Source organism: Ruminococcus sp. AM26-12LB, from assembly GCF_003480785.1.
Lineage (GTDB): Bacteria > Bacillota > Clostridia > Lachnospirales > Lachnospiraceae > Blautia_A > Blautia_A fusiformis.
Map to the genome: position 1 here is coordinate 24659 of NZ_QUJX01000002.1, position 26168 is coordinate 50826.

General features: G+C 45.1%; 26 protein-coding genes, 1 tRNA gene and 1 riboswitch. Of the genes, 1 reads left to right on the forward strand and 26 read right to left on the reverse strand.

All coding sequences use genetic code 11. From position 1 onward, the window contains the following. Positions 1-43 precede the first annotated feature (43 nt). The 23 genes from DW694_RS17085 to DW694_RS01450 all read right to left on the reverse strand — a co-directional run bounded on the left by DW694_RS17085 (position 44) and on the right by DW694_RS01450 (position 22665). Positions 44-3025: an LPXTG cell wall anchor domain-containing protein gene (locus DW694_RS17085; RefSeq protein WP_243269242.1), complete on the reverse strand. Its 2982-nt coding sequence runs from the start codon at positions 3023-3025 to the stop codon at positions 44-46. A 120-nt stretch (positions 3026-3145) separates the two neighbouring features. Continuing rightward, a complete protein-coding gene (locus DW694_RS01350) occupies positions 3146-3403 on the reverse strand; it encodes a hypothetical protein (protein WP_015525887.1) in 258 nt (85 codons plus the stop codon). Between the two features lies 1 nt (position 3404). After that, positions 3405-4208: a Cof-type HAD-IIB family hydrolase gene (locus tag DW694_RS01355; protein ID WP_021650974.1), complete on the reverse strand. Its 804-nt coding sequence runs from the start codon at positions 4206-4208 to the stop codon at positions 3405-3407. Then, positions 4201-4866 carry an HAD family hydrolase gene (locus DW694_RS01360; protein ID WP_044961208.1) on the reverse strand — a complete coding sequence of 222 codons (666 nt, stop codon included), beginning with the start codon at positions 4864-4866 and terminating at the stop codon, positions 4201-4203. The genes DW694_RS01355 and DW694_RS01360 overlap by 8 nt, the downstream gene beginning before the upstream one ends. An 8-nt stretch (positions 4867-4874) precedes the next feature. Further along, positions 4875-5480, reverse strand: a complete 606-nt coding sequence (locus tag DW694_RS01365) for a Maf family protein (RefSeq protein ID WP_022426223.1) — start codon at positions 5478-5480, stop codon at positions 4875-4877. Between the two features lie 189 nt (positions 5481-5669). After that, positions 5670-7337 carry a glutamine--tRNA ligase/YqeY domain fusion protein gene (locus DW694_RS01370; RefSeq protein ID WP_015525883.1) on the reverse strand — a complete coding sequence of 556 codons (1668 nt, stop codon included), beginning with the start codon at positions 7335-7337 and terminating at the stop codon, positions 5670-5672. A 114-nt stretch (positions 7338-7451) separates the two neighbouring features. Next, positions 7452-7524 (reverse strand) — tRNA-Thr (locus DW694_RS01375). 164 nt (positions 7525-7688) lie between these two features. Then, on the reverse strand, positions 7689-8042 hold the full coding sequence (locus tag DW694_RS01380) for a hypothetical protein (RefSeq protein ID WP_059085171.1): 354 nt from the start codon (positions 8040-8042) through the stop codon (positions 7689-7691). A gap of 84 nt (positions 8043-8126) precedes the next feature. After that, positions 8127-8711: an RNA polymerase sporulation sigma factor SigH gene (sigH, locus tag DW694_RS01385; protein WP_059085172.1), complete on the reverse strand. Its 585-nt coding sequence runs from the start codon at positions 8709-8711 to the stop codon at positions 8127-8129. Between the two features lie 36 nt (positions 8712-8747). Further along, positions 8748-9473 (reverse strand): 23S rRNA (guanosine(2251)-2'-O)-methyltransferase RlmB, encoded by a 726-nt coding sequence (gene rlmB / locus DW694_RS01390; protein ID WP_227573913.1) that lies wholly within the window; start codon positions 9471-9473, stop codon positions 8748-8750. Positions 9474-9483: 10 nt separating this feature from the next. Continuing rightward, on the reverse strand, positions 9484-9909 hold the full coding sequence (locus DW694_RS01395) for a ribonuclease III domain-containing protein (protein WP_021650980.1): 426 nt from the start codon (positions 9907-9909) through the stop codon (positions 9484-9486). After that, positions 9894-11303 (reverse strand): cysteine--tRNA ligase, encoded by a 1410-nt coding sequence (gene cysS / locus DW694_RS01400; protein WP_118752434.1) that lies wholly within the window; start codon positions 11301-11303, stop codon positions 9894-9896. The genes DW694_RS01395 and cysS overlap by 16 nt, the downstream gene beginning before the upstream one ends. A 1-nt stretch (position 11304) precedes the next feature. Next, positions 11305-11796: a 2-C-methyl-D-erythritol 2,4-cyclodiphosphate synthase gene (gene ispF, locus DW694_RS01405; RefSeq protein WP_044961210.1), complete on the reverse strand. Its 492-nt coding sequence runs from the start codon at positions 11794-11796 to the stop codon at positions 11305-11307. Positions 11797-11866: 70 nt separating this feature from the next. Beyond that, a complete protein-coding gene (locus DW694_RS01410) occupies positions 11867-13132 on the reverse strand; it encodes a sn-glycerol-1-phosphate dehydrogenase (protein ID WP_118752435.1) in 1266 nt (421 codons plus the stop codon). A 348-nt stretch (positions 13133-13480) separates the two neighbouring features. Beyond that, the gene (locus DW694_RS16805; protein WP_182465467.1) at positions 13481-13642 is read right to left on the reverse strand and encodes a hypothetical protein; all 162 of its coding nucleotides are present in this window, start codon (positions 13640-13642) and stop codon (positions 13481-13483) included. A 17-nt stretch (positions 13643-13659) separates the two neighbouring features. Then, a riboswitch (cyclic di-GMP riboswitch) is annotated at positions 13660-13735 on the reverse strand. Positions 13736-13934: 199 nt separating this feature from the next. Then, a complete protein-coding gene (locus DW694_RS01415; protein WP_044961177.1) occupies positions 13935-14312 on the reverse strand; it encodes a RidA family protein in 378 nt (125 codons plus the stop codon). Between the two features lie 91 nt (positions 14313-14403). After that, on the reverse strand, positions 14404-15870 hold the full coding sequence (locus DW694_RS01420; protein WP_286186730.1) for a serine hydrolase: 1467 nt from the start codon (positions 15868-15870) through the stop codon (positions 14404-14406). 123 nt (positions 15871-15993) lie between these two features. After that, positions 15994-18360, reverse strand: coding sequence for an ATP-dependent DNA helicase (locus DW694_RS01425; RefSeq protein WP_118752479.1), 2367 nt, complete (start codon positions 18358-18360; stop codon positions 15994-15996). A 178-nt stretch (positions 18361-18538) separates the two neighbouring features. After that, on the reverse strand, positions 18539-18760 hold the full coding sequence (locus DW694_RS01430; RefSeq protein ID WP_015525837.1) for an HPr family phosphocarrier protein: 222 nt from the start codon (positions 18758-18760) through the stop codon (positions 18539-18541). Between the two features lie 334 nt (positions 18761-19094). Further along, entirely contained in the window at positions 19095-20414 is a 1320-nt protein-coding gene (locus DW694_RS01435; protein WP_015525836.1) for an aspartate kinase, read from the reverse strand. 182 nt (positions 20415-20596) lie between these two features. Then, on the reverse strand, positions 20597-20878 hold the full coding sequence (locus tag DW694_RS01440; protein ID WP_015525835.1) for a DUF2325 domain-containing protein: 282 nt from the start codon (positions 20876-20878) through the stop codon (positions 20597-20599). A 143-nt stretch (positions 20879-21021) separates the two neighbouring features. Next, the gene (gene tsaA / locus DW694_RS01445) at positions 21022-21711 is read right to left on the reverse strand and encodes a tRNA (N6-threonylcarbamoyladenosine(37)-N6)-methyltransferase TrmO (protein WP_021650988.1); all 690 of its coding nucleotides are present in this window, start codon (positions 21709-21711) and stop codon (positions 21022-21024) included. Between the two features lie 87 nt (positions 21712-21798). Further along, positions 21799-22665 carry a GGDEF domain-containing protein gene (locus DW694_RS01450; protein WP_182465468.1) on the reverse strand — a complete coding sequence of 289 codons (867 nt, stop codon included), beginning with the start codon at positions 22663-22665 and terminating at the stop codon, positions 21799-21801. Positions 22666-22800: 135 nt separating this feature from the next. Between DW694_RS01450 and DW694_RS01455 the strand changes: the two genes are divergently transcribed. After that, positions 22801-23055 (forward strand): hypothetical protein, encoded by a 255-nt coding sequence (locus tag DW694_RS01455; protein WP_022426090.1) that lies wholly within the window; start codon positions 22801-22803, stop codon positions 23053-23055. A gap of 74 nt (positions 23056-23129) precedes the next feature. On the opposite strand, the gene DW694_RS01460 is transcribed toward DW694_RS01455, so the two are convergent. From DW694_RS01460 to DW694_RS01470, 3 genes are all read right to left on the reverse strand, one after another. Next, positions 23130-23873 (reverse strand): DeoR/GlpR family DNA-binding transcription regulator, encoded by a 744-nt coding sequence (locus tag DW694_RS01460; protein WP_044961183.1) that lies wholly within the window; start codon positions 23871-23873, stop codon positions 23130-23132. 71 nt (positions 23874-23944) lie between these two features. Next, positions 23945-24202 (reverse strand): HPr family phosphocarrier protein, encoded by a 258-nt coding sequence (locus DW694_RS01465; protein ID WP_015525831.1) that lies wholly within the window; start codon positions 24200-24202, stop codon positions 23945-23947. A 38-nt stretch (positions 24203-24240) separates the two neighbouring features. After that, on the reverse strand, positions 24241-26154 hold the full coding sequence (locus tag DW694_RS01470; protein ID WP_015525830.1) for a fructose-specific PTS transporter subunit EIIC: 1914 nt from the start codon (positions 26152-26154) through the stop codon (positions 24241-24243). Positions 26155-26168: the final 14 nt, after the last annotated feature.

Sequence of the window (26168 nt, forward strand, 5' to 3'; positions counted from 1 at the left end):
TTTGTACGGAGGGTGCTGTAAAACTATCTTCTACATTCTGTTCTTATTTTTTCTTTCTACGATATACAAGGATTCCTCCAATACATACCACAGCCACGATCAAAATGATCACAAATGTCATGATCGGTGTACTGTCTCCCGTCTGCACTGCAGATTTCTGATTTGTCTGTGTCACTGCCGGACTCGGAGTCGCAGTAAGAACTGCTGCCTGTGATACCGTAAAAGTAACCGTACTTTCTGACTGTGTACCGGTATCCTTCCAGCTGGAGCCGTCGTATTTCTGCTGTCCAAAGGTAACTTTCAGAGTATATTTTCCCGGCTTGCTGACACGGAATGTTGCAGTATAAGGCTCTCCATCCCAGGTACGGGTCTCTGTGATCTTCCAGCTCTTCGGCTGATATCTGGTATCTCCCTTACGCGGGTTTGTATTATCCATCCCTGCACCAGATGCTGTAAAGGTGATCTTTGTATTGGTATCATACTTGCCATTGGAATCAATGCCTGTGATCTTATTGTCCGATGCAGCGGCTTCCGTGCCCTGATATCCATTTACTGTAATACTTACTGCGATCACTGTACTGATCTTGTTGGGATTCTTAACCCCCTCCGGAAGAATGACGGTACCTTTTACGTTAAATATCTGACGTTCTGCAGAAGACGGATCATAGGAAGATCCCTTAACATCCCATTTAACAGATGCCTTCTGCTCTCCCTTTGTTGTAGTGATCTTTACTGTTCCCGGAAGCTTCAGGGCTTTCTGGGTTTTCTGGGTTCCATTGGGTAGATCTTTGATATCGGATGGCTTTTTGATGCCTGTAAGGTTATTCGCCTTCTTACCGTTATCTGTTTTTTTCTTTGTAACGCTGAAATGGACATTTACATAAGCTTCCACATTTGCATCATTGGCGATCACAATGTCTTCCAGATATTCCCCCTGTGAAAGTCCGCTGACCGGCTGTACGCTAAAGGTTGCATTATCTCCTGCTTCCAGCTCTGTGGCGGAAAGTGTACCAATTGTATATGCATTTGATGAAGGCTGTTTCAGAACGATCTTTGTATTTCCGGTGTTGGTAACTGTAACTTTCTTCGCATCAGGAAGTTCCTTATAGCCTTCCTCTTTGGTTCCAAACTCCAGACTATCTGTTACCGAAAGACCGGGATTGGGTTCCGGTTCCGGCTCCGAAACTGTAAATTCCAGCCGGACTTCAGCCAGTGTGTTTCCGGTATTCTGATCTGTCACAGAAATCGTATCGCTGTGATCTCCGACCTGAAGATCGGTCTTGGGCTGTACGGTAAAGGTTGCCGCCTTATCTCCGGGATTGAGCACTTCCGCAGAAGGCTCTCCCACCTCATAATCCTCCGGAGCAGAAAGCTGGATCCGGATAGCCTCTGTACCTGTATTCTCTACGGTTACAGGCTGTGCATCCGGCGCAGTCTCATAGCCCTGTTCCAGTGTTCCAAACTTCAGAGGACCTTCCGGTTTCACTGTTGCAGTAACTGTTTTTGGTGTTTCTGTCTTTACCATAACCGAAGCCGTCACTGTAGCAGATGCTTCCGTGCTTTCATCAGAAGCAAATACAAGCTCTTCCACGTATGGATCATCTTTTGCAGAGAGTCCAAGCTTAGGCTGTACGGTAAAGGTCTGCTCTCCTCCCTGCGCCAACTGGATATTTCCGCTACTCTCCACTTCACTGACCGGCGCAATATCAAAAAACTTCGACTCAGGCTGTACTAACGTCACAGCTTCTGTACCTTCGTTTTTGATCGTGACTGTACTTGTTGTTTCTACCTTTTCATAACCGGCAGTCAGATCATCAAAAGGCAGTTCTGTCGGATCCGCAATTAGCTTGTATATTTTTTCCGCTGCAGGGTCCGATGTTTCCCCGGGATCTGTCTGCTCATTATTTTCATGATCTTCGGCTTTTTTATTTTCCGGTTCTTTTACTGTAAAGTCCGCTTCAAAGAAGACATCGGCACCTTCTTCTGTCTGATACGTGATCAGATCTTTGTATTCTCCAGCCTTCAGACCTTCTCGTGGTTTTACCCACACAGTAACACTTTCACCACTCTTTAATGGCGCATCATTAATATCTGCAGCCATGAAATTCTCCGGGGCGATTTCTTTAAAATTAAGATCTCCGGTTCCGGAATTTGTGATAGTAACCATCTGTGCTTCCGGAATTTCCGTATATCCCTCTTCCACGGAACCAAAATCCAGAATTCCACTTCCATCTTCCGTGTATGCAGATGCCGAATATGTCGGTTCCTCATTTTTTTCGGAAGCGTCTGCTGCTGTATCTGCGGAATCCGGTGTCTCTGTCTGACTATCTCCGGATGTATCTGCCTCATCGGCATTCTGAGGCCCTGACTGTTCTCCGTTTACTTCTATAACAGAGTTTTCAGCAGGCTCCTGGGTATCTGCAGGTTCCTGTACATCTGTATTCTCCTGCACATCCGCAGACTCCGTTTCTTCTGCCGGCTCTATGGTTTCCTCAGGCTGAGCACTATCAGGCTCCTCTGACGTTCCAGCTTCTGTATCCGGCGTGTTCTCTGAAGACTCCGAAGCTTCACTTTCCTCCGCATCCGGATCTTCTCCTGCTGCTTTGGCTTCTTCCTTTTTCTTTTCTGCCAGTGCTTTGGCTTCCTCCTCTGTTTCGGAAACCTCCTGGGTCGTCACCGTAAGCTCACCACTGACTCCCGTCTCTTCTTTTCCGGTGATCTTCAGAACGATCGGAATACCCAGATCTTTTTCATCGATTTTATAAGTCTTGTCAGTTCCTACCTCTGTAAGAAGGTCTCCGTCTTTTAATGACCAGGAAAAACTCACATTATCATCTGTGATCCCCTCCGGCTTGACCTTTGAGTAATCTGCACTTAAGGTAGACCCGATCGCAAGTGTTCCTTTGACCTTCAGCTTTCCATCAAGATTTCCAGATGGAGCTGCAGTGGCAAATACCATCGATGGAAGCAGCGTTACCATCATAAGCACAGCCATGACGACTGCCAGCACTCTGCTTTTTTTCATATCCCATCCTCCTTTACATCATTTTATTTTCCCCACATTTACCCTTTCTACGCAGGGCTTTCTTTTTGCTGATGCAAGTTTATCATATTTAATTTTCAGAGGTGTAATCCCTGCTTTCCGTCAGCCTTCTACGATCATATATTTTCCGTCCGGGAGTTTAAATACTTCGCTTTCTTCTTCCAGCTCCTTCAGGGAAATCCCCTCCACATCTGCGCCCATTCCATCCAGATATTTTTTAACATCCTTCAGGGAATCCAGCACAACTGCCATGCAATCCTCGAGAAATTCCTCTGCCTCCTCAAAATCCTCTGCTACCGGCTCATCAAAAAGCTGACCCTGTTTTTCCAGAAATGTCTGGACATATTCTTTCTTGTACATATTAAAGTACCTCCTTTATATCTCCGCCCGCCGCGATCAGTCTGCGAAGTACTGGTTCCACCTTCTCTGTCTCGTAGAAAGCCGCCGCCTTTACCCCTGGCTTCGCATGCTTCATGGCAAAGCTGTATTTTACAGATTTCATCATTTCAATATCATTGTATTCATCCCCGAATGCTATGCATTCATCCGGTCCGATTCCCAAAAGTTCCTGGTATTTACGGATCCCTTTTGCTTTGTTCGTGGTAAATGGAACAAAATCCACCCACGCAAATCCGGATGTCACAACAGTACATCTGTCTTTGAACCGTTCTCTCCAGTACCGGATGGATTCCTCCGTCATTCCTTCTCTCTCATAAACTGCAACCTTCATACAAGGCTCTGTGATCTCATCAAAACTCTTTATGATCTTACACTGATTTTTTACTTCTTCGATCATCAGATGGCGATAATGTTCTGTCTTGGGCATGATATAATAAAAATCCTTTGTAGAACAGGAAAATTCCGCTCCGGGCTTTTCCCATATTGCCTGAATGATCTCTCTGACCAGTTCTTTGTCAAAGCTGTCGCAGTACAGAAGCTTCTCATTCTGGACAGCAAGCCCGCCATTTTCACTGATAAATGCCATCTCGTCCTTTACCGGCGCAAAAAGATTCCTCATATTGGCATACTGTCTGCCACTGGCTGCCACAAAGAGGATTCCCATTTTTTTCAGTTCCTTTACCAGCGGAAAAATCTCTTCCGGCAGCGTCTGTCTTCCACCGATAAGCAGCGTTCCATCCAGATCACTGGCAACCATCTTAATCATGCTGCTTCTCCTCATAGATAGTAAACAGATCACCAGGTACAGCTGCTACAATATCTGCACCGTTATTTTCAAGCTCTTCTCTGTCACGGAATCCCCATAGTGCACCAACGGTATACATTCCGGCAGCACTTCCTGTCTGCATATCTGTCTTTGTATCTCCGATATACATACATTCTTCCGGCTTTACGCCGAAATCTTCTGCAATCTTCAGCGGACCATCCGGCGCCGGCTTTCTGCGGATCCCTTCCTGCTGTCCCATCACCTCATCAAACAGATCGCCATAGATCGCCTTTACCACTTTCTGCGCCGCAACATGAGGCTTATTGGAGCATACAGCCATCTTAAGGCCTGTATGTTTCAGCTTCTGAAGGGTTTCCGGCATATCTTTATATGGCACAACTTTATACAACGGATCTTCATCAAATTTCCTGCGATAAAGTTCCCTGACTTCTTCGTAGTGTACCAGCTCCGGATCTCCTGCATCGATCAGGCATCTTCTGATCAGCATATCTGCACCTTCACCGCTGTAATAACGAAAATTATCTGCCGGCTGTGGTTTCAGGGAAAACTTTTCCATGATCTCATTCGCCACATATGCCATAGATTCCAGTGTATCCGCAATTGTTCCATCCAGATCAAATATACAAGCTTTTATCATTTTGTCTTTCATCCTCTCAGGTTCATTCCCAGTTTTTTTGTCTCATAGATCAGTCTTGCCACAGGCAGTCCCACCACGTTGTTATAATCACCACGGATTCCCTTCACATAGGCTCCCCAGGCGCCCTGGATCCCATAGCTTCCGGCTTTGTCCATTGGGTCTTTGCTGTTTACATATTCCTTTATTTCTTCCTCTGTCACCGGATAAAAGCTCACATCTGTGCACTCATGGAAGGTATGAGCTTTCCATCTCCCTTTTTCTCTTATCAACAAAGTTACACCGGTATATACCTGATGTGTATTCCCCTGCAGCATAGCGAGCATCTCTATTGCAGCTGTCTCATCTGCCGGTTTACCTAAAATCTTACCCTCATAAGATACAACGGTATCTGCACCGATCACAACCACATCTCTCAGATCTCGGTTCTCCTCTTCCTCCAGCGCGTATGCCGTAAACATAGCTTTCTGACGAGAAAGTTCCTCCACCACTTTCGCAGGCTCTGCACTGGTGATCCGTTCTTCCCCGCTGGCAGGCTTCACTTCAAAGGCGACTCCTACCTGGCTTAAAAGTTCCCGCCTCCTGGGAGATGCGGAAGCAAGCACGATTTTCTTCATGTGTAATTCCTCTCTTTCCTGTGTTATCAGTATAACCGTTTCTGTAAATGGGCGCAACCGAAATCGTTGCAGGAGCATTTTGTACTTATCCATTTATTCCTGATGACGATAAAACAAAACAAGCAGTACACCCTGATACCTGTTCACGGTGTACTGCTGTCATATGTTTCGTATTCTTTTTGACAGTTTTTATGCTTTCGGTAATTTGAAAGAGCTCTTCAGAGATACAATGCGGTTAAATACCGGTGCTCCCTCCCTGGAGTCATGGATATCTGCGCAGAAGAAACCGTTACGTACAAACTGATAGCTGTCATAACCTTTTGCTTTCAGAAGCTCCGGCTCTACATAAGCACTTGTTACTGTAAGAGAATTCGGATTTACATTAAGAGAACCATCTTCTTTATTGTAAACACCTTTTTCTTCATCTACGATATTCTCGTAAAGTCTTACCTCAACTTTACCTGCATTGGATGCTTCCACCCAGTGGATCGTTCCTTTTACCTTACGTCCGTCCGGTGCATTTCCGCCCTTGGTCTCCGGGTCATAGGTACAGTGGACTACACGGATCGTTCCGTCGTCATCTGCCTCATAACCTGTGCAGGTTACAAAATATGCATTCATAAGACGAACTTCATTTCCAATATAGAGACGTTTGTATTTCTTAGGAGGCTCTGCCATAAAATCATCACGTTCAATATAAAGTTCTCCACTGAACGGAATCTTTCTGGTTCCAAGCTCCTCATTCTCCATATTATTCGGAGCTTCAAGATACTCAACCTGTCCTTCCGGATAGTTATCGATCACGAGCTTGATCGGATCAAGGATCGCCATCATACGCGGACGTTTCAGCTTCAGGTCCTCACGGATGCAGTACTCGAGCATTGCATAATCTACAGAACTGTTCGCCTTTGAAACGCCACAGAGTTCTACAAATTTACGGATAGACTCCGGTGTAAATCCACGGCGGCGAAGTGCGGCGATGGATACTAGTCTCGGATCATCCCATCCATCTACGATGCCGTCCTCAACAAGCTTCTTGATATAACGTTTACCTGTAACAACGTTGGTCAGGTACAGCTTTGCAAACTCGATCTGCTTCGGTGGGTGCGGATATTCCAGTTCCTTTACCACCCAGTCATAAAGCGGTCTGTGGTCCTCAAACTCCAGAGTACAGATAGAATGTGTCACACCCTCAATGGCATCCTCGATCGGATGAGCGAAGTCGTACATCGGATAGATGCACCATTTATCTCCTGTATTGTGATGTGTCATGCGGGCTACACGGTAAATGACCGGGTCACGCATGTTCATATTCGGTGATGCCATATCGATCTTGGCGCGGAGAACCTTCTCGCCATCTCCGTATTTGCCCTCACGCATCTCTTCAAAAAGCTGAAGATTCTCTTCTACAGTACGGTTTCTGTACGGGCTCTCTTTACCTGGCTCTGTAAGAGTTCCTCGGTACTCACGAATCTGGTCTGCAGTCAGGTCGCAGACAAAGGCCTTGCCTTTCTTAATAAGCTTCACTGCTGCCTCATACATCTGATCAAAATAATCAGATGCAAAGAAAAGTCTGTCTTCCCAGTCTGCACCAAGCCATTTCACGTCAGCCTTGATGGACTCTACAAATTCGGATTTCTCCTTTGTAGGGTTGGTATCATCAAAACGGAGATTGAATTTTCCGTTGTATTTCTGAGCCAGTCCATAATTTAAAAGAATGGATTTCGCATGTCCGATATGAAGATAGCCGTTAGGTTCCGGTGGGAAACGTGTATGCACGGTGTCATAAACGCCTTCTTCAAGATCTTTGTCTATAATATTTTCAATAAAGTTTTTGGAAACTGTTTCGTTCTCCATTGCTTTCCCTCCTAAATATCATCCTGATGTTTTATCTTATCATAAATCCGGAGTTTTTGAAACCCGCAAAACCTGTATCTAAACAAAAAATTGTCTGTTTTTAGACACAAAAAAAGCTGCTGACGGGAATCGAACCCGTGACCTCCGCCTTACCAAGGCGACGCTCTACCGACTGAGCCACAGCAGCTTGTTTCGCGACGTTTGTGCCGCTCACAGTTGTTTATATTATCAGATGATTGTCATATTGTCAATACATTATTTTTATTTTTTTAAAAATTCATATTTTCATGATTATAGCACAAAAAATCCTGTGTGCTGTCGCTCACAGACACAGCACGCAGGATTCTCTTTTTACTCTTCTGTCTTTGTCTCTTCTGCTTCTGTCTCTTCTTCCGCTTCGGCCTCCGATTCATCATCTGCAGGTGTTTCCTCTTCTGCTTCTGTTGGTGCCTCTTCAGCATCCTCTGCCTCTTTGGAAACTTCTACAGTCTCAGATGCAGTCTTGTCCCAGTCCTGGAAGACTTCTTTCTCTTCTTTTTCTTCCTTCTTCTCGTCATCCTTGAAATCATCAAGATCTTCGAAATCATCCTCAAAGTCTTCTTCGCATACGGATCGTCTGGATACAAGTGCTGCGATAGCTCCTGCTGCGGCAGCGGTAAGCGCTCCTACTGCAACAAGTCCCCAATATTTATTGATCTTCGCCATAATTTGGTCTCCTTTCTTATTCTGCTCCTTATGAATATTATTTTAATACTTTTATATTCAAAAGGAAAGAGGTATTTACTCTTCTCAAAAATAGCTTTTAATTTTCCCACGGATCCTCTGCAGTGCATTATCAATGGATTTCGGTGTTTTTCCAAGGATCTGGGCAATATCCATATATCCATTTCCATCCAGATACAACTGCAGTACCCTGTTTTCCAGAGGGCTCAGGCTCTTTTTCATTTCATTTTCGAGAGCCGCCACATTTTCCCGGTCGATCAGGATCGATTCCGGATTATCATGCTCCACACAGGAATCTCTGAAGTTTTCCTCCGCCTCTCCGTCACTTAAAGACACATAAGTGTTCAGTGGCTGATGTTTCTGGCGGTTTGAACTTTTAATTGCAGTATATATCTGTCTGTCAATACATATATTTGCAAAAGACTGAAAAGACGACTCCCTGTCTGGCTGGTAATCACGGACTGCCTTAAACAGTCCGATCATCCCCTCCTGTATCAGATCATCTGTGTCCCCACCTATCAGAAACATGGCACGGGCCTTTTTTCTGACCAGACCTTTATACTTTTCCATCAGATAATCTGCAATTGCAGATTCCCCTGCACGAAGTCTTTCGATAAGAGCTTCATCCGTCATCTCATTATATCGGCACATTTTTTCTCCGAACAGCTATGGCTGTATTTGATGTATTTATTTTGACAGTCTCTGTCTCACGATCTCAAAAGCAAGCACCCCTGCTGCTACAGAAGCGTTAAGGGAATCGATATCCCCCTTCATCGGAATCGCGGTAGTAAAATCACATTTCTCTTTTACAAGGCGGCTTACACCATTTCCCTCATTTCCGATCACAAGGCCAATAGGTCCTGTCAGATTCTGACGGTACATCACCTCTCCGTCCATATCTGCACATACGAACCAGATGCCTTTTTCTTTCAGTTCATCAATAGTCTGTCCCAGATTAGCAACCTTGGCAACCGGTGTATAATTCAGTGCGCCTGCCGACGTCTTGGCAACCGTAGCAGTCAGTCCTACTGCTCTGTGTTTGGGAATGATCACACCATGAGCACCTGCGAGATTTGCGGTACGGATGATAGCTCCCAGATTATGAGGATCCTCAATATTATCAAGAAGAATGATAAACGGAGGCTCTCCTTTATCTTCTGCTTTTTTCAGGATATCTTCCACTGTAGAATAATCATAAGCCGCAACCTGTGCGATCACACCCTGATGTGCACCTGTCTCGCTCATGGAATCCAATCGTTCCTTTGGAACAAATTTTACAATGGTATCATGTTTTCTGGCTTCTCTTGCGATGGTGCGGACCGGTCCGTCCTGACAGCCATCCAGAATAAACAGTTTATCAACACATTTACCGGAACGAAATGCCTCAAGGACCGCATTTCTTCCTTCTATCATTTCAGTCAATTTAAATTTCCTCCTTCTCAAGTCCTGCATGGACCAGCTCCAGTATCCTTGAAAAATCCTCTTTCAGGTAAAGATATCCCATCAGCGCCTCAAACCCTGTGGCACGCCGGTAATCCGCCATGGTGGCATGTTTGGCCATAGTAGCGGAATGCGCATTCCTTCCTCTTCGATATACACTTTTTTCTTCTTCTGTCAAAAGTGGTTCGAGGATCTCCATCATACCCGACTGTGCAGATGCTTTTACAAGGCTGCTGGCTTTTTTGTGGAGACGATTTACCGGACAATTCGCTTTTTTCACAAGAATAGTACGGATCACCAGCTCATAAACGCCATCCCCGATATAGGCCAGCGTCAGCGGCGAATAGGTCCGAAGGTCTGCGTCTTTCAGATCAAACAGCTCTTTCAGTTTCTTTAAGCTCTCTGCCATTTCACACCTTCTCTTGTATCTTTAAGGATGATACCTTTTTTCAGGAGCTCATCTCGGATCTCATCTGCTCTCTGGAAATCCTTTGCCTTTCTTGCAGCCTGGCGCTCCTGGATCAGATCCTCGATTTCTTTGTCAAGAATCTCTTCTTTTTTCTCGATTTTCAGTCCCAGCACATCACTGAGCTTAAAAAGTTCCTCATAAAGACCACCGGCAAACTCCCTTGAGCTGTTCTCGTCTACGTTTGTGTTGGCAAATTTTACAAGCTCAAAAATTGCCGCAAGTGCATCTGCAGTATTAAAATCATCATCCATGGCAGCTTCAAATTTAGTAACAAAACCTTCTGCTTCTTTGAGAAGCGCAAGCTCTTCCTCTGTAATATTCTCTGCCGCCCCATTGTCTTTACGGTCGCTGAGCTTGCCTGCCGCCTCAAGGATACGCTCCAGAGAGTTCTTTGCTGCCTCCATCAGATCTGCGCTGAAGTTCAGCGGACTTCTATAATGTGCGTTCAGCATAAAGAAACGGAGAACCTGAAGATCATACTGTTCACCGATCTGACGAACGGTACGGAAATTTCCGAGAGATTTGGACATCTTGCGGTTGTCGATGTTCAGGAAACCATTATGCATCCAGTATCTTGCAAAAATCTTACCATTGCAGCACTCACTCTGTGCGATCTCATTCTCATGATGCGGGAAGATCAGATCCTCACCGCCTGCATGGATATCAATCTCTTCTCCGAGATATTTCTTGGACATAACAGAACACTCAATATGCCAGCCAGGACGTCCGTCGCACCACGGTGACGGCCAGGACGGCTCGCCCTCTTTCTTTGGTTTCCAAAGCACGAAGTCTAACGGATCTTCCTTCTGATCCTCACCGGATACCTTAAGAGAACGGAATCCTGACTGGAGATCATCCAGATTCTTATGAGAAAGCTTGCCATACTCTTTGAATTTCTTTACACGGAAATAAACGGTCCCGTCAGCTGCCGGATATGCATATCCTTTATCAATAAGAGTCTGGATCATGTCGATCATGCCCTGGATCTCCTGTGTAGCCTGGGGTGCAGTTGTAGCAGGTTTTACATTCATATCTGCCATATCCTTCTTGCACTCTTTGATATAACGGGTAGAGATTTCCTCTGCGGAAACGCCCTCTTCAATGGCCTTCTTGATGATCTTATCATCTACATCGGTAAAGTTGGATACATAATTTACTTCATATCCTTTATATTCCATATATCTGCGCACCGTATCAAAAATGATCATAGGGCGGGCATTTCCGATATGGATCAGATTGTATACCGTAGGTCCGCAGACATACATTTTTACTTTTCCTTCTTCCAGAGGTACAAATTCCTCTTTTCTGCGTGTCAGTGTGTTAAAAATCTTCATGTTACTCTTCCTCCAATTTCCCGATTCTGTACAGGGAGCAGATCGCCTGTGAGGAGATTCCCTCTCCCTGTCCTGTAAATCCAAGGCCTTCCTCTGTTGTCGCCTTGATATTCAGCTGTGATATTTTAATCCCAAGTGCTTCTGCGATATTTTCTCTCATCGTCGGAATATGTGGTGCCATCTTCGGTTTCTGAGCGATGATGGTGGCATCGATATTTCCGATCGCATAGTCATTCTCCTTCAGTAATCCGGCAACATGCACCAGAAGTTTCACACTGGAGATTCCCTTATATGCAGGGTCTGTATCCGGAAAATGCTTTCCGATATCTCCAAGAGCCGCAGCTCCCAGAAGTGCATCCATGATCGCATGGATCAGAACATCTGCATCCGAATGGCCCAAAAGACCTTTTTCCCAGGGAATATCAACACCACCAAGGATCAGTTTCCTGCCCTCTGTCAGTTTATGTACATCATATCCCATTCCTACTCTCATCAAACCGTTCATCACTGCCTTTCCTGAAATTTATGTCAAGTCAAAAGAACCTTTTATGAGCTGTTCCTGCTCAGTATGTGAGCATCTTCCGAAGTCTCAGAAGGCTCAACCTTCTTCTTGTATACGGTGCAAGTCTGAGACTCTCCTCGATCGCTTTTCCCGGCAGTCCGATATCCCGGACTCTGCTCACGCAGCCGACGATACTCATCATCTCCTGCATATCTGTAACTGCAGGAAGAAGATCTATGATCTTAAGGATTTCCGGAAGTGCACCGGAAAGTGTTTCTGTGCTTACATCATCCAGAAGTTCCGGAGTGTTTTCTTTTTCAAGTGCTCCAAGAATCCCTTTTCTGCCGAAGGTCTTCTGCAGGAGTTCTCTGTCTCCGTCTGTAAAGGCATGCACTCTGCAGGCTCCTCTTCGGATAGCATCTGCAAGCTTTTTATATTCCAGAAGGACCAACATGGTTGCTGCAGAAACCTTCTCCCCGTGAAGAGCATCCAGGTGACCATTGACCACTTCCATATCCCAGAGGTGGACCATATGGTGCTCCGCCCCGGATGCCGGTCTAGAGTTTCCTGTCATCTGCATGGCCAGTCCGGAAAGGATCAGCGCATACATCAGCTTCTCACATGCATCTTTCTCTCCTGCTGCAATTTCTTTCAGATTATCCTTAACAGTCCGGATCGCTTTTGTTTCCAGGTCTACCACCGCTGTACAATAGTATTCATCCATAAGAATACTTGCTATCTTCCAGTCTGCCAGCGCAATGTATTTTCCCAGAATATCCGACACCCCGGCTGCTGTAAGCCTTGCAGGCGCCTTAGCAAAAATATCCGTATCCGCAAAAACAAAAAGTGGCGCAGATGCCTGAAATACTTTTTTTACACCATTCCAGGTCATGTCTGCTACTGTGGAAGTAAATCCGTCTGAACTGGCTGCGGTGGGCACAGAGACAAAAGGGATCCGGTACTGATGGGCGACAAAACGGCTGAGATCATGGATCGTCCCCGCTCCAACTGCAAGAACAAGATCGATGTCCTCTTCCATATAATTCTCCACGATCTCCACGGCACGCTCATCTGCCTCAAGACCTTCAGCATCCAGGATCAGTACCTGACACCGGTCGTAGATATCCTCCATCAGTTCCTCTGTAGCTTTGTAACTGTTCGTGTCACAGATCAGAAGCGGGGAAATACATTCTTTCAGATCACCGTCTGACATTTCCTTTTCCAGTTTCCCGATAGCTCCTGATTCAATTACAATTTCTCTAACGTCTATGTGGTGCTCCCTCCCGCAGCTGCAAGGTCGGGCAAAATCGTCCGCATCGACTCGCATGTACTTATGTCCTCCTGACTTCTTTTAATGATTCACAGCGTATTTCTCTGTCCGCTGAATGATACAATATTACAGTTTGGTATTATACAGGATTTTTTTTTATTACGCAATGATAGAGTTCAACTTGTTTCATCATATAGCAAAAATCCTTTATTTTCAAGGATTTCCGGTGTTTCTACGCCAAACAATGTTTCGCCTGGTTGCGTCTATTTTCTTTTGTTTGTCACAAAAATTGTCATAATAAAAAGCCACTCACAATAAAGGGAAGTGGCTCTGATTATTACATTACATTTTCAAGCTTTTTCAATTCATTCTGTACTCTTGCTCTTCTGCATCCTTCCCCTCCGCTTATTTCCATTCAGCGTCTGCTTCACTTAAAGTCTTTAATTGCCCCAAAAACTCTTTTGCAGCATCCAGACCTACAACCCCACTGTCTGTCAAACGGATATTCGCAATCCGCTTCGCTACTTGCTCATAGCCGAATAACACCATAAAAAAACACCGTCTCACAGACAGTGCACCTCATTTCATGCAACTGGCTGCCATTTTACAGGCCCTATAGCTTTGCGTCCCAGACTTTCATCTGGTTTGCCAATCATCCTTATTAAGCTTTTATACGTATCCTAAAAAACTGGTTTTATTATACTACAGCGCTCTACTTTACACAAGAAAAAACATTACCGTTTTAACGCCTCAAAACACAAAAAAGAGATTGCTCCAAAACAGAGAAAAATACTTTATCCCCACGAAAAGAAATCCCCGCTGTCTGACTGAAATCAGACAACAGGGATTTTTTATCAGATCATCCGATCGCTGCGATCACTTCTACCTCACAGAGAACGTTCTTTGGCAGTGTCTTGACTGCAACACAGGAACGTGCAGGTTTATTTACGAAATATTTGGCATATACTTCATTAAATGCCGCAAAATCGTTCATATCTGCAAGGAAGCATACTGTCTTGATCGCATTCTCATAGCTGGAACCGGCAGCTTCCAGAACTGCTCCGAGATTCTTCATAACACGGTCAGCCTGCTCCTCGATGGTTGTGCCAACTACCTCTCCAGTTGCCGGATCCACTGGGATCTGACCGGATGTGTAAAGCGTATCTCCATGGATGATTGCCTGGGAGTATGGTCCGATTGCTGCAGGTGCTTTGTCTGTATGTACTGTCTTCATAATAGAATTCCCCTTTCATGAACATTTCGGATACTTCTCTGGCGGAAATATCCATCAGGATCTTGCTCAGCTGTTTTTTATTCTAACTCACAGATCACCCCTGGTCAAGGTCCATATTCAGATAATTATAAACAATACCGGAAATATCCCGGATATGCGAAACTGCATCCCCAGGTTTACAGTCTTCTGACATCACACAGAGGATATATATAGTCTTTTCTCCATATACAATGGCGATATCATGCTGGTCCGTATCCGTTTCTCCAGTCTTATTTGCAATTTCCACGGACACAGATATCCCGCTGGGGATCTTAGTAGTAACCTGCTGGTTCAGAAGCAGGTTCAGCATAGCCTCCGAAGCTTCTTTCGATACACATTCTCCTTTATAGATCCGGGAAAGAAGCTCTGCGCAGTCTTTTACGGAAGTGGTGTTCCTGCCACCGAGGCCGACGTCCTTTGAAGAGGACGGGCTTAAGATGTGCTGTACGGAAGTATCTGCAAATTTCTGTTCCGCAAGAAATCCATTTACAGCCTGTGCTCCGTCCTTAAAAACACCCGATGCTGTCTGCAGACGTACCAGCTCATTAAAGGATTCATTGTCACTGACTGTGATCATATTCCAGAGAAGGTCATTGACCTTTGTGGATACGGACGGATCTGTAACATCTTTTTTCATTTTTGCCGCTTCGTTCTGAAGGACTGCATCCATGTTGGCATAGGTCTGGGCCATGACAAACACTTTGATCAGACTGGCTGAGTACAGTGATTGACTGTTCTGTTCAAACTCCTGATCACTGGTCAGATCCTTTACATAAACGCTCCATGTACCCTCATAGGTTCCAAGAAGATCCGCAAGCCGTTTCTCAAGGCCATCCATTCCCAGATCTTTCGTCTCGACTTTTCCGGATTTATCCACGGAAAATCCCTCCGGAGTCTCTCCCTCTTCCTGGAGCAGAACGCCGTTTTCTCCGCCAAAATAATAATATCCGTCAAACATCTGTCCTGCAGCATTCATTTCCAGATAATGGATACCTGGATCTGTGACCATTTTTCCATATTCATCAAAATAATACAGCCCGTTGTATGTTGTTTTGTCCACCACCAGCTCATCCATATAACGTACCTGTGGAGAGGCGCTGAGTTTTCCCAGATTGTTTACCATATAACAGCCGTCAAAAGAAACTTCCTCACCGCTGCCGTCTTTTGCCGGAGCCTTCAGATCGGTGATCTGGACCATATGCGAGTTTCCCGCTGTAAATTTACCGCTTTCGTCGTGATAATAATATCCATCAAAAACCGTTCCGTCGATCTCAAAATGATCAAAATAATACACTGCCGGAGTATTTTCTTTGGTTCCATCTTCATTCAGGCAGTAAAAGCCATTGCTTTTCAGAATATATTTCCCGTTTTCACCGGGAATTGGAAGTATCTGGGACTCCTCCGTAACAGAACCAAGGCTTCCCTGTGCTGTCTGCTGCACTGTTGTCGCAAAAACCGGCTGTGCGAGCATCACTGTGCTCAGACAAAATGCCAATGCTTTATATATTTTTTTTCGTCTCATATACTTCTTTCACTTTTCTTATGATCCTATTTTACAGTTTCTTGTCCTGATCCGGCATCCACACATTCCTCCAGTGATTTTCCAGATAAAGACTCTATAAGTATATCGGATTTCTCCGTTCTGTCAAGTAAACCTCTTCCAGAACGTCTCCACTGCACCTTCTACCGTATCCAGCCTGCAGCCTGTACGGTCCTGCCATTCCCTGGGAAAGATTTCCTGGTAATCCCGATCCCAGAAGCGGTCATCCAGAAGCAATATCACGCCTTTATCCTCTTTTGTGCGGATCACGCGCCCGGCGGCCTGAAGCACCTTGTTCATACCCGGATAGCGATATGCATAATCAAAACCACAGTGATTCTTTTTATCGTAATACTCTTTCAGGATCTCACGCTGACTGCCGATCTGGGGAAGTCCGGTTCCTACGATCACTGCCCCGATCAGACTTTCCCCTGTCAGATCAACACCCTCAGAAAAAATTCCTCCAAGGACACAGAACCCTACCAGGGTACCTTCCCGTTCCTGAAATTCCTCCAAAAATCCTTCCCGTTCCTGTTCTGTCATATCCGGCGTCTGACACACGCAGCGCACCCAGTCTACGGAAAATTCTTCCTCATAAACCTGCAGTACGTCTTCCATAAGACGATACGACGGAAAAAACACCATATAATTTCCCTGCCTCTGCCAGACACATCTGGCAATATATCCGGCGATCTTCCGGTATTCTGCACGATTTCTCCGGGTATACCGGCTGCTTACGTCGCTGCCGATAAGAATCCTGCGGTTTTCTTTTGGGAAAGGAGACTGCACATAAATCCCATAGGCATCACGGTCTGTTGTCAAAAGCTCCCGGTAATAGAGCATGGGAAACATTGTAGCTGAAAAGAAAATAGCACTTTTCCCTTTTTTCAGGTATTCTCCCAGATTTTCTGCCGGGTTCACACAGAACAGCCTCAGACGAAATCCTTCTTCTGCGCTGTTTTCGGTATATACTACATAATTTTCATCTACCAGCTCTGAAACATTTAAAAAATCACGCACTATAAAATAAAATTCCAGTATTTCCCTGCGTAGTTCTTCTTCCAGTTCTTTTTCCTCCAGTATTTCTTCCAGTTCACCTGATATTGTAAGAAATGTGATCGGCAGTACTCCGGGATTGGGAAGCACCTGATACCCTTTTCCTGTTTCCGCAAGATTCTCTTCCAGTTCCATCATCTGGCGATTTGCTTTATCCAGTGTTCTGGCCAGTTTTGAAAATCTCTTTCTTATCTTCTTTCGAAGTGCTACCAGACTCTGACGGGAAATACCGGCACTGTACATCTCTCTGCCACGTTCTACCAGATTATGTGCCTCATCGATCAGAAAAATATAATCCCCGGAAATATTTTCCCCGAAAAAACGTTTCAGATGAACATTGGGATCAAACACGTAATTATAATCACAGATGATCCCGTCTACCCAGATTGAAAGATCCAGACACATTTCAAAAGGGCACACCTGCCATTTTTCTGCATGAGCACGGATCACTTCTCGGGAATATACCTCTTCAGTGGTCCAGAGCTCATAAACCGCATCATTTACCCGGTCAAAATGCCCCTTTGCATAAGGACATTTCTCCGGTGTACATTCCGGAGTATCCTGAAAACACAGCTTTTCCTTTGCCGTGATCGCCGTTACCTTGAATTTCAGACCTTTTTCCCGCAGGATGTGAAATGCCTCCTGCGCCACAGTTCCTGTGATGGTTTTTGCGGTAAGATAAAAAAGTGTTTCACCTTTTCCCTCACCGATGGCGCGCACGGACGGAAAAATGGCAGACATGGTTTTTCCCACACCGGTAGGCGCCTGAACAAATAAGGTCTTCCCGCTGGAAACCGTATGGTACACACCACTAACAATATCCCGCTGCCCTTCTCTGTATGGAAACGGAAACTGCAGATCCTTCATGGATGCATTTCTCTCTTTTTTCCAGTTAAGAGAATATGCGATCCATTTGTGATAGGCATCCAGAAGCTTCTGATACCAGCCTTTAAGCTCCTCTATGGAAAAATCCTCACGAAATCTCCTGGTTTCTTCCGTCTCAAGATGAGCGTAGGTCATCTGAATGTGGATTTCAGAAATCCCTTCTTTTTCTCCCCAGATCAGTCCGTAACACATGGCCTGGGCACGGTGGACAGGTATTGGCATGTCCATTGCCTGGACATTTCCGTAAGTCCCCTTGATCTCATCAATATAAACGGCTCCGTCCTCTGTAAAGATCCCATCTGCACGGCCCTCGACCTGAATGACCACATCGTCGTATTCACTTTCTTTTTTCAGAGAAACCTCTGCCTGATAATCGCCCTTCATACTCCGCTGTATCTTGCGGTGAAGCCTTCCGCCTTTTAACATGGCTTCCTTATCTCCGGATGTCCCACTGCTGTTATCCAGATCTCCGCTCCTCAGTATAAATTCCACAAGATTTCTGACAGAAATCCGCACTCTTGGTTTTTCCATATTTTCACTCCCGGCAGCTGCCGGAATTCCAGTCCGGCAGCTATTCTTTTTCCATGCTATACCAGGATTATACCATAAAATATGATCCGAAAGCTTCCCATAATAAAAAGGACGCATGTTCTGCTTTTCTTCTCATGAACTGCGCCCTTTTATCACCGTTTTTCTTTATTCATATTTCTCAACCTGCTGCATACTTGGAAAGAACACGATTAAAATCCTCATCTTCTCCGTAACACTTTACTGTCAGAGTCTTTGTCAGATCCAGACTCAAAAGTCCGAGGATCGACTTTGCATCAATGATAATACGGTTATAAAATACATCAATATCAAAATTACATCTGCTGGCTGCACTGACAAACTCCTGTGCACTTTTTTCATCCAGTTTGATCTGTTTCTCCATAGCTGACCGCCTGCCTTTCTGATTTTTTCATATTTCAGTTTTACACAAAAGTTAAGTTTTTGTCAATACTGTTTATTTCATATCAAACTTTTTTCGACACAATGTACAATATCTTTGTCTTTCCTTTGGAAATCCTGTTGAATTTGATTGTATTATTTTTAGATAAATCTTGGATTTTTTCCAAAAAAATCCGCCGCAGGACGGTATGTTACACGTACTGCGGCGGTTTTAAATAAATCGGATATTCGGAATCCGTTTCCGGATTTATATCAATCGGATATTCGGAATCCGCTTCGCTACTTCCTCATAAACAAAATCCGTTTCCGGATTTTGTTTATATCCGTGTCAGAACAAAAATATCGTAGATTGCTCTGACTGCCTTTTCGAAATCACGATTCTCTACACCGATGATGATATTCAGTTCACTGGAACCCTGGTCGATCATTTTTACGTTTACATTTGCATGGGCAAGAGCAGAGAAGATCCTTCCTGCAGTGCCTCTCTGGGATTTCATTCCACGACCAACAACTGCGATCAGTGCAAGGTCAGATTCCATCTCCACAAAATCAGGCTGCACCAGACGGTGGATACCTGCGATAACCTGCTGCTCTTTCTCCTCAAATTCGTCCTGATGAACATATACAGTCATGGTATCGATTCCGGATGGTACATGCTCAAAGCTGATCCCCTGATCTTCAAATACCTGAAGTACCTTGCGTCCGAACCCGATCTCACTGTTCATCATGGATTTCTCGATATTAATAGAGCAGAAGCCTTTCTTTCCGGCGATACCGGTAATAGTAAATTTCGGCTTCTTACAGGTGCTCTCTACGATCAGAGTACCTTTATCCTCTGGGCTGTTTGTGTTACGGATATTGATCGGAATTCCCTCTTTACGAACCGGGAAAATGGCATCCTCATGAAGAACAGTAGCTCCCATGTAGGAAAGCTCACGAAGCTCTCTGTATGTGATCGCCTCGATAGGCTCCGGATTGTGAACGATACGCGGATCTGTTACAAGAAAACCGGAAACGTCCGTCCAGTTCTCATAAATATCTGCATGGATAGCTTTTGCAACCAGGGAACCTGTCACATCAGAACCACCTCTGGAAAATGTCTTTACTGTGCCATCTGCACATGCGCCGTAAAATCCCGGAATAACCGCATGCTGGGATTTGCTGAGTTTTTTGGAAAGGAGTTTATTGGTCTCCTCCGCTTCCAGATTACCAGCTTTATCAAAACGGATCACAGAAGCTGCATCCACAAAATCATATCCAAGATATGCAGCCATGATCTTACCATTGAGGAACTCTCCTCTGGATGCCGCATACTGGATTCCTGCCTGTGCACGGAAATCCTCATCGATCTTCTTGAACTCCTCCTCAAGAGAAAGGCTCAGTCCGAGTCCCTTAATGATCTCATAATATCGCGCCTTAATCGCATTGATCTTCTCAGTGATATCCTCCCCTTTGGATGCTGCGTCATAACATCCATAAAGCATATCCGTCACTTTGATATCCTCGTCAAATCTCTTTCCCGGAGCTGACGGAACTACATAACGGCGGCTCTCATCACTGCGGATGATATCGCCCACTTTCTGGAACTGCTCCGCATTTGCAAGAGAACTTCCACCGAATTTTACAACTTTTTTCATGATAACACCTCTCACCTGTAATTTCGACTTCCAGCGCCGCCTTTTCACCATTCACTGCAACGCTTTACCACAGAAACCTACGGCTATTTTATTGAATAATTTATAATTTTGCAAGCCTTTCCGTAACATTTCTGCAAAAAAAGTCAAATTATACAAGAGAAAAGTATCTCCTGATCTGTTTCTTATGCACAGTACTGCTTCAGAATGTTCTCGAGAGCTGCAGCGCTGCTTGTGTGACAGCGGCATACCGGAATGGATTTTTTCTTTGCTTCTTCTACTGCGCAGTTTACCATTTTGTGGGAAACGGTACTGGTGAACAGGATCATCAGATCCGGCACCCCGATCTTTTTCTTCATGGCTCCTTTTTCCTTGGCAAAAACTTTCGCCTTGCATCCGAAGCCTTTGCAGATATCCTCATACTGACATACCATTCTTTCATTACCGCCTACAATTACAACGCTCATAATTCACTCTCCTTTGATCTTTGAACTTTTATATGACTGTTTCAAGGTTATTTTAAACTAACTTTGCTTTTAAAATATTGAGTTAGCACTTGCTAACTCAATTATTATAATACCATCTCACAAAAAGTTTGTCAAAGGTAATTTTAAATTCTGTCTGATTTTTTATATCCTGTGATCTCACATACTGTAAGTATGCCGTTTTTTACCTGAAAATGAACATCCATTCCTGCAAAAGGCATTCCGTATATCCTCTCCGGATCTTTCTGGTAGGCAGGCCTCGGATCCTCTCTGAGCACGCCTTCCAACGCAGTAAGCTTATCCTCCGGAATCCTTGCCTTCCATTCTTCCGGGATCTCTACCTGCAGAAAATGCTGCTCCACCTTCGTCGCAAAGCCACCCAGTGCTTCCGGATGGCAGTCTGCCACAGGCAGATATGGCTTGATATCATAGATGGGGGTTCCGTCCATCAGGTCCGCACCGGATACGATCAGTACAGGAGCTTCTTTGCTTTCCAGATCGATTTTTTCAAGCTTCACACAGGATAAGCCTACAGGATTGGGACGGAAGGGCGATCTGGTGGCAAATACGCCCATCCTTTCATTTCCGCCCAGGCGTGGCGGACGTACTGTAGGGGACCAGTTCTCACGGATCGACTGTGAAAACTCCCACAGCAGCCAGATATGCGAAAAATCTTCCAGTCCTTTTACCGCTTCCCGTACCCGGTATTCCGGTTCAAAAACAATACAGGCTGTCAGTTCTTCCACTCGACCGCTCTGACGCGGGATTCCGAATTTTGTCGGAAAATCACTTCTGATCCTTGCGATTATCTTCATATCCCTATTCTCCCTTTCACTTGCCAGATATACACCTCATGCGCCTGTTACATAATTCTGCTTTCAATGACTGTCATGTCATTTCCGTCAGATTCTCTTGTAGGCAACACAGTTTTTTTGCCGCTTGGCCTGATAGAGAAGCCTGTCCGCTTCCATCACTCCATCTCTGACCTTACAGCTTCCATATACACCTCCCACGCTCATGGAAAGCCGGATTTCTTTGTATTCCGGCACATCTGCCATTGCGATCTCTTCCCGGATATCTTCCAGCTTCTGCTGAAATACCTTTTCCGGGATTTCTTCAAACATCAGAAGAAATTCGTCTCCTCCATAACGCAGTACCACGTCATCTGCCCGCACATGCTCAAAGATCGTTCTGACAATGGTACAAAGCGCCGCATCTCCAGCTACATGGCCATAGCTGTCATTGATCTGTTTAAAATTGTCCACGTCGATCATAGCTATAGCCCCCATCTTATCCAGGGATTTCAGCTGTTCCTCAAAATATCTCCGGTTTCTGGCACCAGTCAGCGGATCTTCATATAATTCCCGGTTGAATCTGCTGATCTTATCGATCAGAAATCCGCTTCCATAAGCTCCCAGAAAGATCTTATCCGTCATTTTAAAGACCATTTCCATGACAAGAGGTGTCCCGTCTATAACCACATATTTGGCGATTACCTGATAAATGTCATCATTGACGAACTCAAATTTCGTCATTTTGTTTTTACGGGCAAAAACTTTGGCAGAAATACAGTTCTCACATCTTCTGCCTTTATTCCACACTGCAAAGCATTTATGTTCTGCTTCATAAGAGCAATCGTCTAAGCCAATATTTACCGGAGCTGTACGGCTAACATCCACCAGTCTTACAATGTCAAAAACCGTCTTCAGCATTTCTATTTCCATATTTACTTCCCGGGCAGTCATAAATACACCCTTATCTTTATCCATAGTATTATCCTGCGTTTCTGAAATATTATATACATTCATGATAACATATTGCACATCAATTCACAATTGTATTTCATCGTCGTTTATGCTATTGTATAGTGTATAAGAAGTAATATTTTTATCAGGAGGTTTCATATGGCACAGAGACGTACAAAGATAGAAGTACTCAATGAGAAAATTTCCAAAGTAGATTCCAAGATTGCTGCCTGCACCGAAAAGATAGCAGCGCTGGAGGATGAAAAAACTGCACTGGCAGCTCAGCTGGATGAGATCCGCAAAGCTGAAAAAAAGGCAAAGGAAGCTGCTGAACTGAAACGTCTGCTCAAGCTGATGCAAAAAAAAGACATTTCCGTAGAAGATCTGGAAGCCATGATCTCCAGGGAAGCCTGAAACAGATCCTCAGCAAACAAAAAACCGGTTTACGAAGAATTTTTTCTTCCAAACCGGTTTTTTTTGCGATCTTTCTATGATACGATCTGTATATTTCTGCAATCTTTATATTCTTTGGAACAGCTTTCCGTCAGGATCACTGCTCCGTCAAATGAAAAGAACGTCACCGCACTGATCTGTCCGAATTTGGAGCTGTCAGACACTACGTACTTTTCCAGACACTGCTCCATGGCGGTTCGCTTTACCAGTGCTTCATTGGATTCCGGCGTGGTAAAGCCTTCTCTCTGAGTCATCCCGTTGGTCCCGAAAAAGCCCTTTGTAAAATGATAATTCTTCAGCATTTGCATGGCCTGACTTCCGATCACAGCTTCCGTAGATCCCTTCAGTTCTCCGCCGATCAGCAGCACACGGACTCCCATCTGAGCCAGAGCCCTGGCATGGGAAACACCATTGGTGACAAAAGTCGCCCCGGAGCCTTCCAGATGCTCCAGCATATATCCGGTAGTCGTTCCCGCATCCAGATACACAAAATCTTCCGGACGGATCAGAGCTGCCGCATAGGCTGCGATCTTCTTTTTTTCTTCAATATTCAGCTCAACTTTCTGGGCTACGGTAGGCTCATAGGCATTGACAGTATGTTCCAGTGCCACCGCACCGCCAAAAACCCTGGTCAGCTTCCCCGCCTTGTAAAGCGCCGTGATGTCTCTGCGGACCGTAGATTCCGATGCATCCAGGATATCTTTCAGTTCTGTTACCGTAACACTGTTTTTTTCTCTGAGAAGGCCGAGTATGATCTCGTATCTCTGCTCCGTCAGCATTCCTTTTCCTCCTTCAAAAAAGACATCCCGATCGACCGGACCGGGATGCCTTCTGTTCACTCATTCTGAGATTACAGGTTCTCCTGCATGAATTTGCTTACTGCCTCGTATGCTGCATCCTCATCTGCACCATCGAATGTAAAGGTAACCTCATGTCCCTTCTTTACGCCAAGTCCCATAAGTGCAAGAAGCTTTCTGCACTCTACAGTCTTGCCGTCCTTCTCGATAGTGATCTTGGACTCGAAACCTTTTACAAGCTTCACAAGCTCTCCGGCCGGACGTGCATGGATTCCTTCGTTATCTGTTACTACATACTTGAATTCTTTCATTTCTTTATCCTCCAGTTTTCATTTTAATTTAAAAAAATTTAAGCAACTTTTTTCTTCAGTACCCCGAGAAGTACAGCTGAGATCAGAGTTCCCACAACCAGTGCGACCAGATACATCATTGCATTACCTACAACCGGGAATACGAAGATTCCGCCATGTGGTGCCATCAGTGTACAGTTGAAGAACATGGAGATCGCTCCAGCTGCTGCGGAACCGACGATACAGGACGGAAGTACATGGACCGGGTCAGATGCCGCAAAAGGAATCGCACCTTCTGTGATAAATGCAAGTCCCATAATAAAGTTGGTCGGTCCTGCCTCACGCTCTTCTTTTGTAAATTTGTCTTTAAACAGCAGGGATGCGAGTGCGATGGCACACGGAGGAGTCATACCTCCCACCATAACTGCTGCCATAATGTCATAGTTGCCTGCCGCAATAGCTGCTGTACCAAATACATATGCTGCTTTGTTGAACGGGCCGCCCATATCAATGGCCATCATACCACCAAGAACCAACCCTAAAATTACTTTACTTGAATTTCCCATGCCTGTCAAGGCATTATTTAATCCTGTATTAATACCGCCCATGATCGGCTCTACAACGAAGGTCATACAGAGTCCCATAAGAAGGACACCAACAACCGGATAGATCAGTACAGGCGCTATTTTTTCCAGTGCTTCCGGAAGCTTATCACAAACCTTACGAAGTCCAAGGATCAGATATCCTGCAAGGAAGCCTGCAAGAAGTGCTCCGAGGAAACCGGATTTTCCGTTTGCCGCGATCATACCGCCCACAAGTCCAACTGCAAGTGCCGGTCTGTCACCGATGGCCATTGCAATAAATCCGGCCAGGATCGGAAGCATGAAACCAAATGCGGTTCCACCAATGTTTTTCAGAACAGCCGCTACCGGTGTGATGGTACCAAAGTTTGCTCTCTGGTCTGCAGGAAGGGAACTCAAATCTACACTTAAACCATCGATCAGGAATGCTAGAGCGATCAGGATACCACCGCCTACAACCAGTGGAAGCATATGAGATACCCCGTTCATCAGCTGCATATAGATCTTGTGGCCTGCTCCGCCGCCTGCTTTTGCATTTGAGGAAGAGCTCTGACTGCCTGCTGCTGCATGATATACCGGAACATCTCCGGAAATCGCACGTTCAACAAGCTGGTCCGCTTTGCTGATTCCATCTGAAACCTGACATTCGATGACTTTCTTTCCATCGAAACGATCCATGGGAACCTTGGCATCTGCAGCTACAATGATGCAGTCTGCCTCCCGGATCTCCTGATCCGTAAGTACATTTTTTGCTCCACCGGAGCCTCGTGTCTCTATTTTAATGAAACAGTCTTTCGCCTTTGCTGCTTTTTCCAGTCCCTCTGCTGCCATGTAGGTGTGGGCAATACCTGTGGGGCAAGAAGTAACTGCCAGCAGTTTAGCTCTGGCTCCTTCGGAACTTCCTGTATCTGCCAGTCTTTCATCAATATCTTTTTTCTCCTCATCGGCCTTGTCGATGATCTCCATAAATTCATCTACAGAACCTGCGTTGCGTAAGGATTCTGTAAAATTATCATCCATCAGCATTACGGAAAGCTTGCTGAGTACATCCAGATGAATGTTATCTTCTGTATTCGGTGCTGCGATCAGGAAAAGAAGGGTAACCGGCTCATCATCCAATGCCTCAAATTCCACGCCGTTTTTTACTACCATGGCAGCAAGTCCCGGTTTCTTTACCGCATCACATTTTCCATGAGGAATAGCGATTCCCTCACCGATTCCTGTCGTACTTTCTTCCTCTCTTAAATACACCTGTTTCCGATAAGCTTCCCTGTCACTGATCTTTTCACTTTTTACCATAAGATCTACGGCCATGTCCAGAGCTTCAGATTTCGTCTTCGGTGCAGCATCCAGTGATATGCTTCGTTTGTCAAGCAGATCTGTGATTCTCATCTTCCCTTCTCCTT

Bases quoted from the DNA above. Each gene is read 5' to 3' on its own strand.
- DW694_RS17085 (WP_243269242.1), bottom strand. From the start codon at position 3,025: ATGAAAAAAAGCAGAGTGCTGGCAGTCGTCATGGCTGTGCTTATGATG.
- DW694_RS01350 (WP_015525887.1), bottom strand. From the start codon at position 3,403: ATGTACAAGAAAGAATATGTCCAGACATTTCTGGAAAAACAGGGTCAG.
- DW694_RS01355 (WP_021650974.1), bottom strand. From the start codon at position 4,208: ATGATTAAGATGGTTGCCAGTGATCTGGATGGAACGCTGCTTATCGGT.
- DW694_RS01360 (WP_044961208.1), bottom strand. From the start codon at position 4,866: ATGATAAAAGCTTGTATATTTGATCTGGATGGAACAATTGCGGATACA.
- DW694_RS01365 (WP_022426223.1), bottom strand. From the start codon at position 5,480: ATGAAGAAAATCGTGCTTGCTTCCGCATCTCCCAGGAGGCGGGAACTT.
- DW694_RS01370 (WP_015525883.1), bottom strand. From the start codon at position 7,337: ATGGAGAACGAAACAGTTTCCAAAAACTTTATTGAAAATATTATAGAC.
- DW694_RS01380 (WP_059085171.1), bottom strand. From the start codon at position 8,042: ATGGCGAAGATCAATAAATATTGGGGACTTGTTGCAGTAGGAGCGCTT.
- sigH (WP_059085172.1), bottom strand. From the start codon at position 8,711: ATGTGCCGATATAATGAGATGACGGATGAAGCTCTTATCGAAAGACTT.
- rlmB (WP_227573913.1), bottom strand. From the start codon at position 9,473: ATGATAGAAGGAAGAAATGCGGTCCTTGAGGCATTTCGTTCCGGTAAA.
- DW694_RS01395 (WP_021650980.1), bottom strand. From the start codon at position 9,909: ATGGCAGAGAGCTTAAAGAAACTGAAAGAGCTGTTTGATCTGAAAGAC.
- cysS (WP_118752434.1), bottom strand. From the start codon at position 11,303: ATGAAGATTTTTAACACACTGACACGCAGAAAAGAGGAATTTGTACCT.
- ispF (WP_044961210.1), bottom strand. From the start codon at position 11,796: ATGAGAGTAGGAATGGGATATGATGTACATAAACTGACAGAGGGCAGG.
- DW694_RS01410 (WP_118752435.1), bottom strand. From the start codon at position 13,132: ATGCGAGTCGATGCGGACGATTTTGCCCGACCTTGCAGCTGCGGGAGG.
- DW694_RS01420 (WP_286186730.1), bottom strand. From the start codon at position 15,870: ATGAGACGAAAAAAAATATATAAAGCATTGGCATTTTGTCTGAGCACA.
- DW694_RS01425 (WP_118752479.1), bottom strand. From the start codon at position 18,360: ATGGAAAAACCAAGAGTGCGGATTTCTGTCAGAAATCTTGTGGAATTT.
- DW694_RS01430 (WP_015525837.1), bottom strand. From the start codon at position 18,760: ATGGAGAAACAGATCAAACTGGATGAAAAAAGTGCACAGGAGTTTGTC.
- DW694_RS01435 (WP_015525836.1), bottom strand. From the start codon at position 20,414: ATGAAAAAAGTTGTAAAATTCGGTGGAAGTTCTCTTGCAAATGCGGAG.
- DW694_RS01440 (WP_015525835.1), bottom strand. From the start codon at position 20,878: ATGAGCGTTGTAATTGTAGGCGGTAATGAAAGAATGGTATGTCAGTAT.
- tsaA (WP_021650988.1), bottom strand. From the start codon at position 21,711: ATGAAGATAATCGCAAGGATCAGAAGTGATTTTCCGACAAAATTCGGA.
- DW694_RS01450 (WP_182465468.1), bottom strand. From the start codon at position 22,665: ATGGATAAAGATAAGGGTGTATTTATGACTGCCCGGGAAGTAAATATG.
- DW694_RS01455 (WP_022426090.1), top strand. From the start codon at position 22,801: ATGGCACAGAGACGTACAAAGATAGAAGTACTCAATGAGAAAATTTCC.
- DW694_RS01460 (WP_044961183.1), bottom strand. From the start codon at position 23,873: ATGCTGACGGAGCAGAGATACGAGATCATACTCGGCCTTCTCAGAGAA.
- DW694_RS01465 (WP_015525831.1), bottom strand. From the start codon at position 24,202: ATGAAAGAATTCAAGTATGTAGTAACAGATAACGAAGGAATCCATGCA.
- DW694_RS01470 (WP_015525830.1), bottom strand. From the start codon at position 26,154: ATGAGAATCACAGATCTGCTTGACAAACGAAGCATATCACTGGATGCT.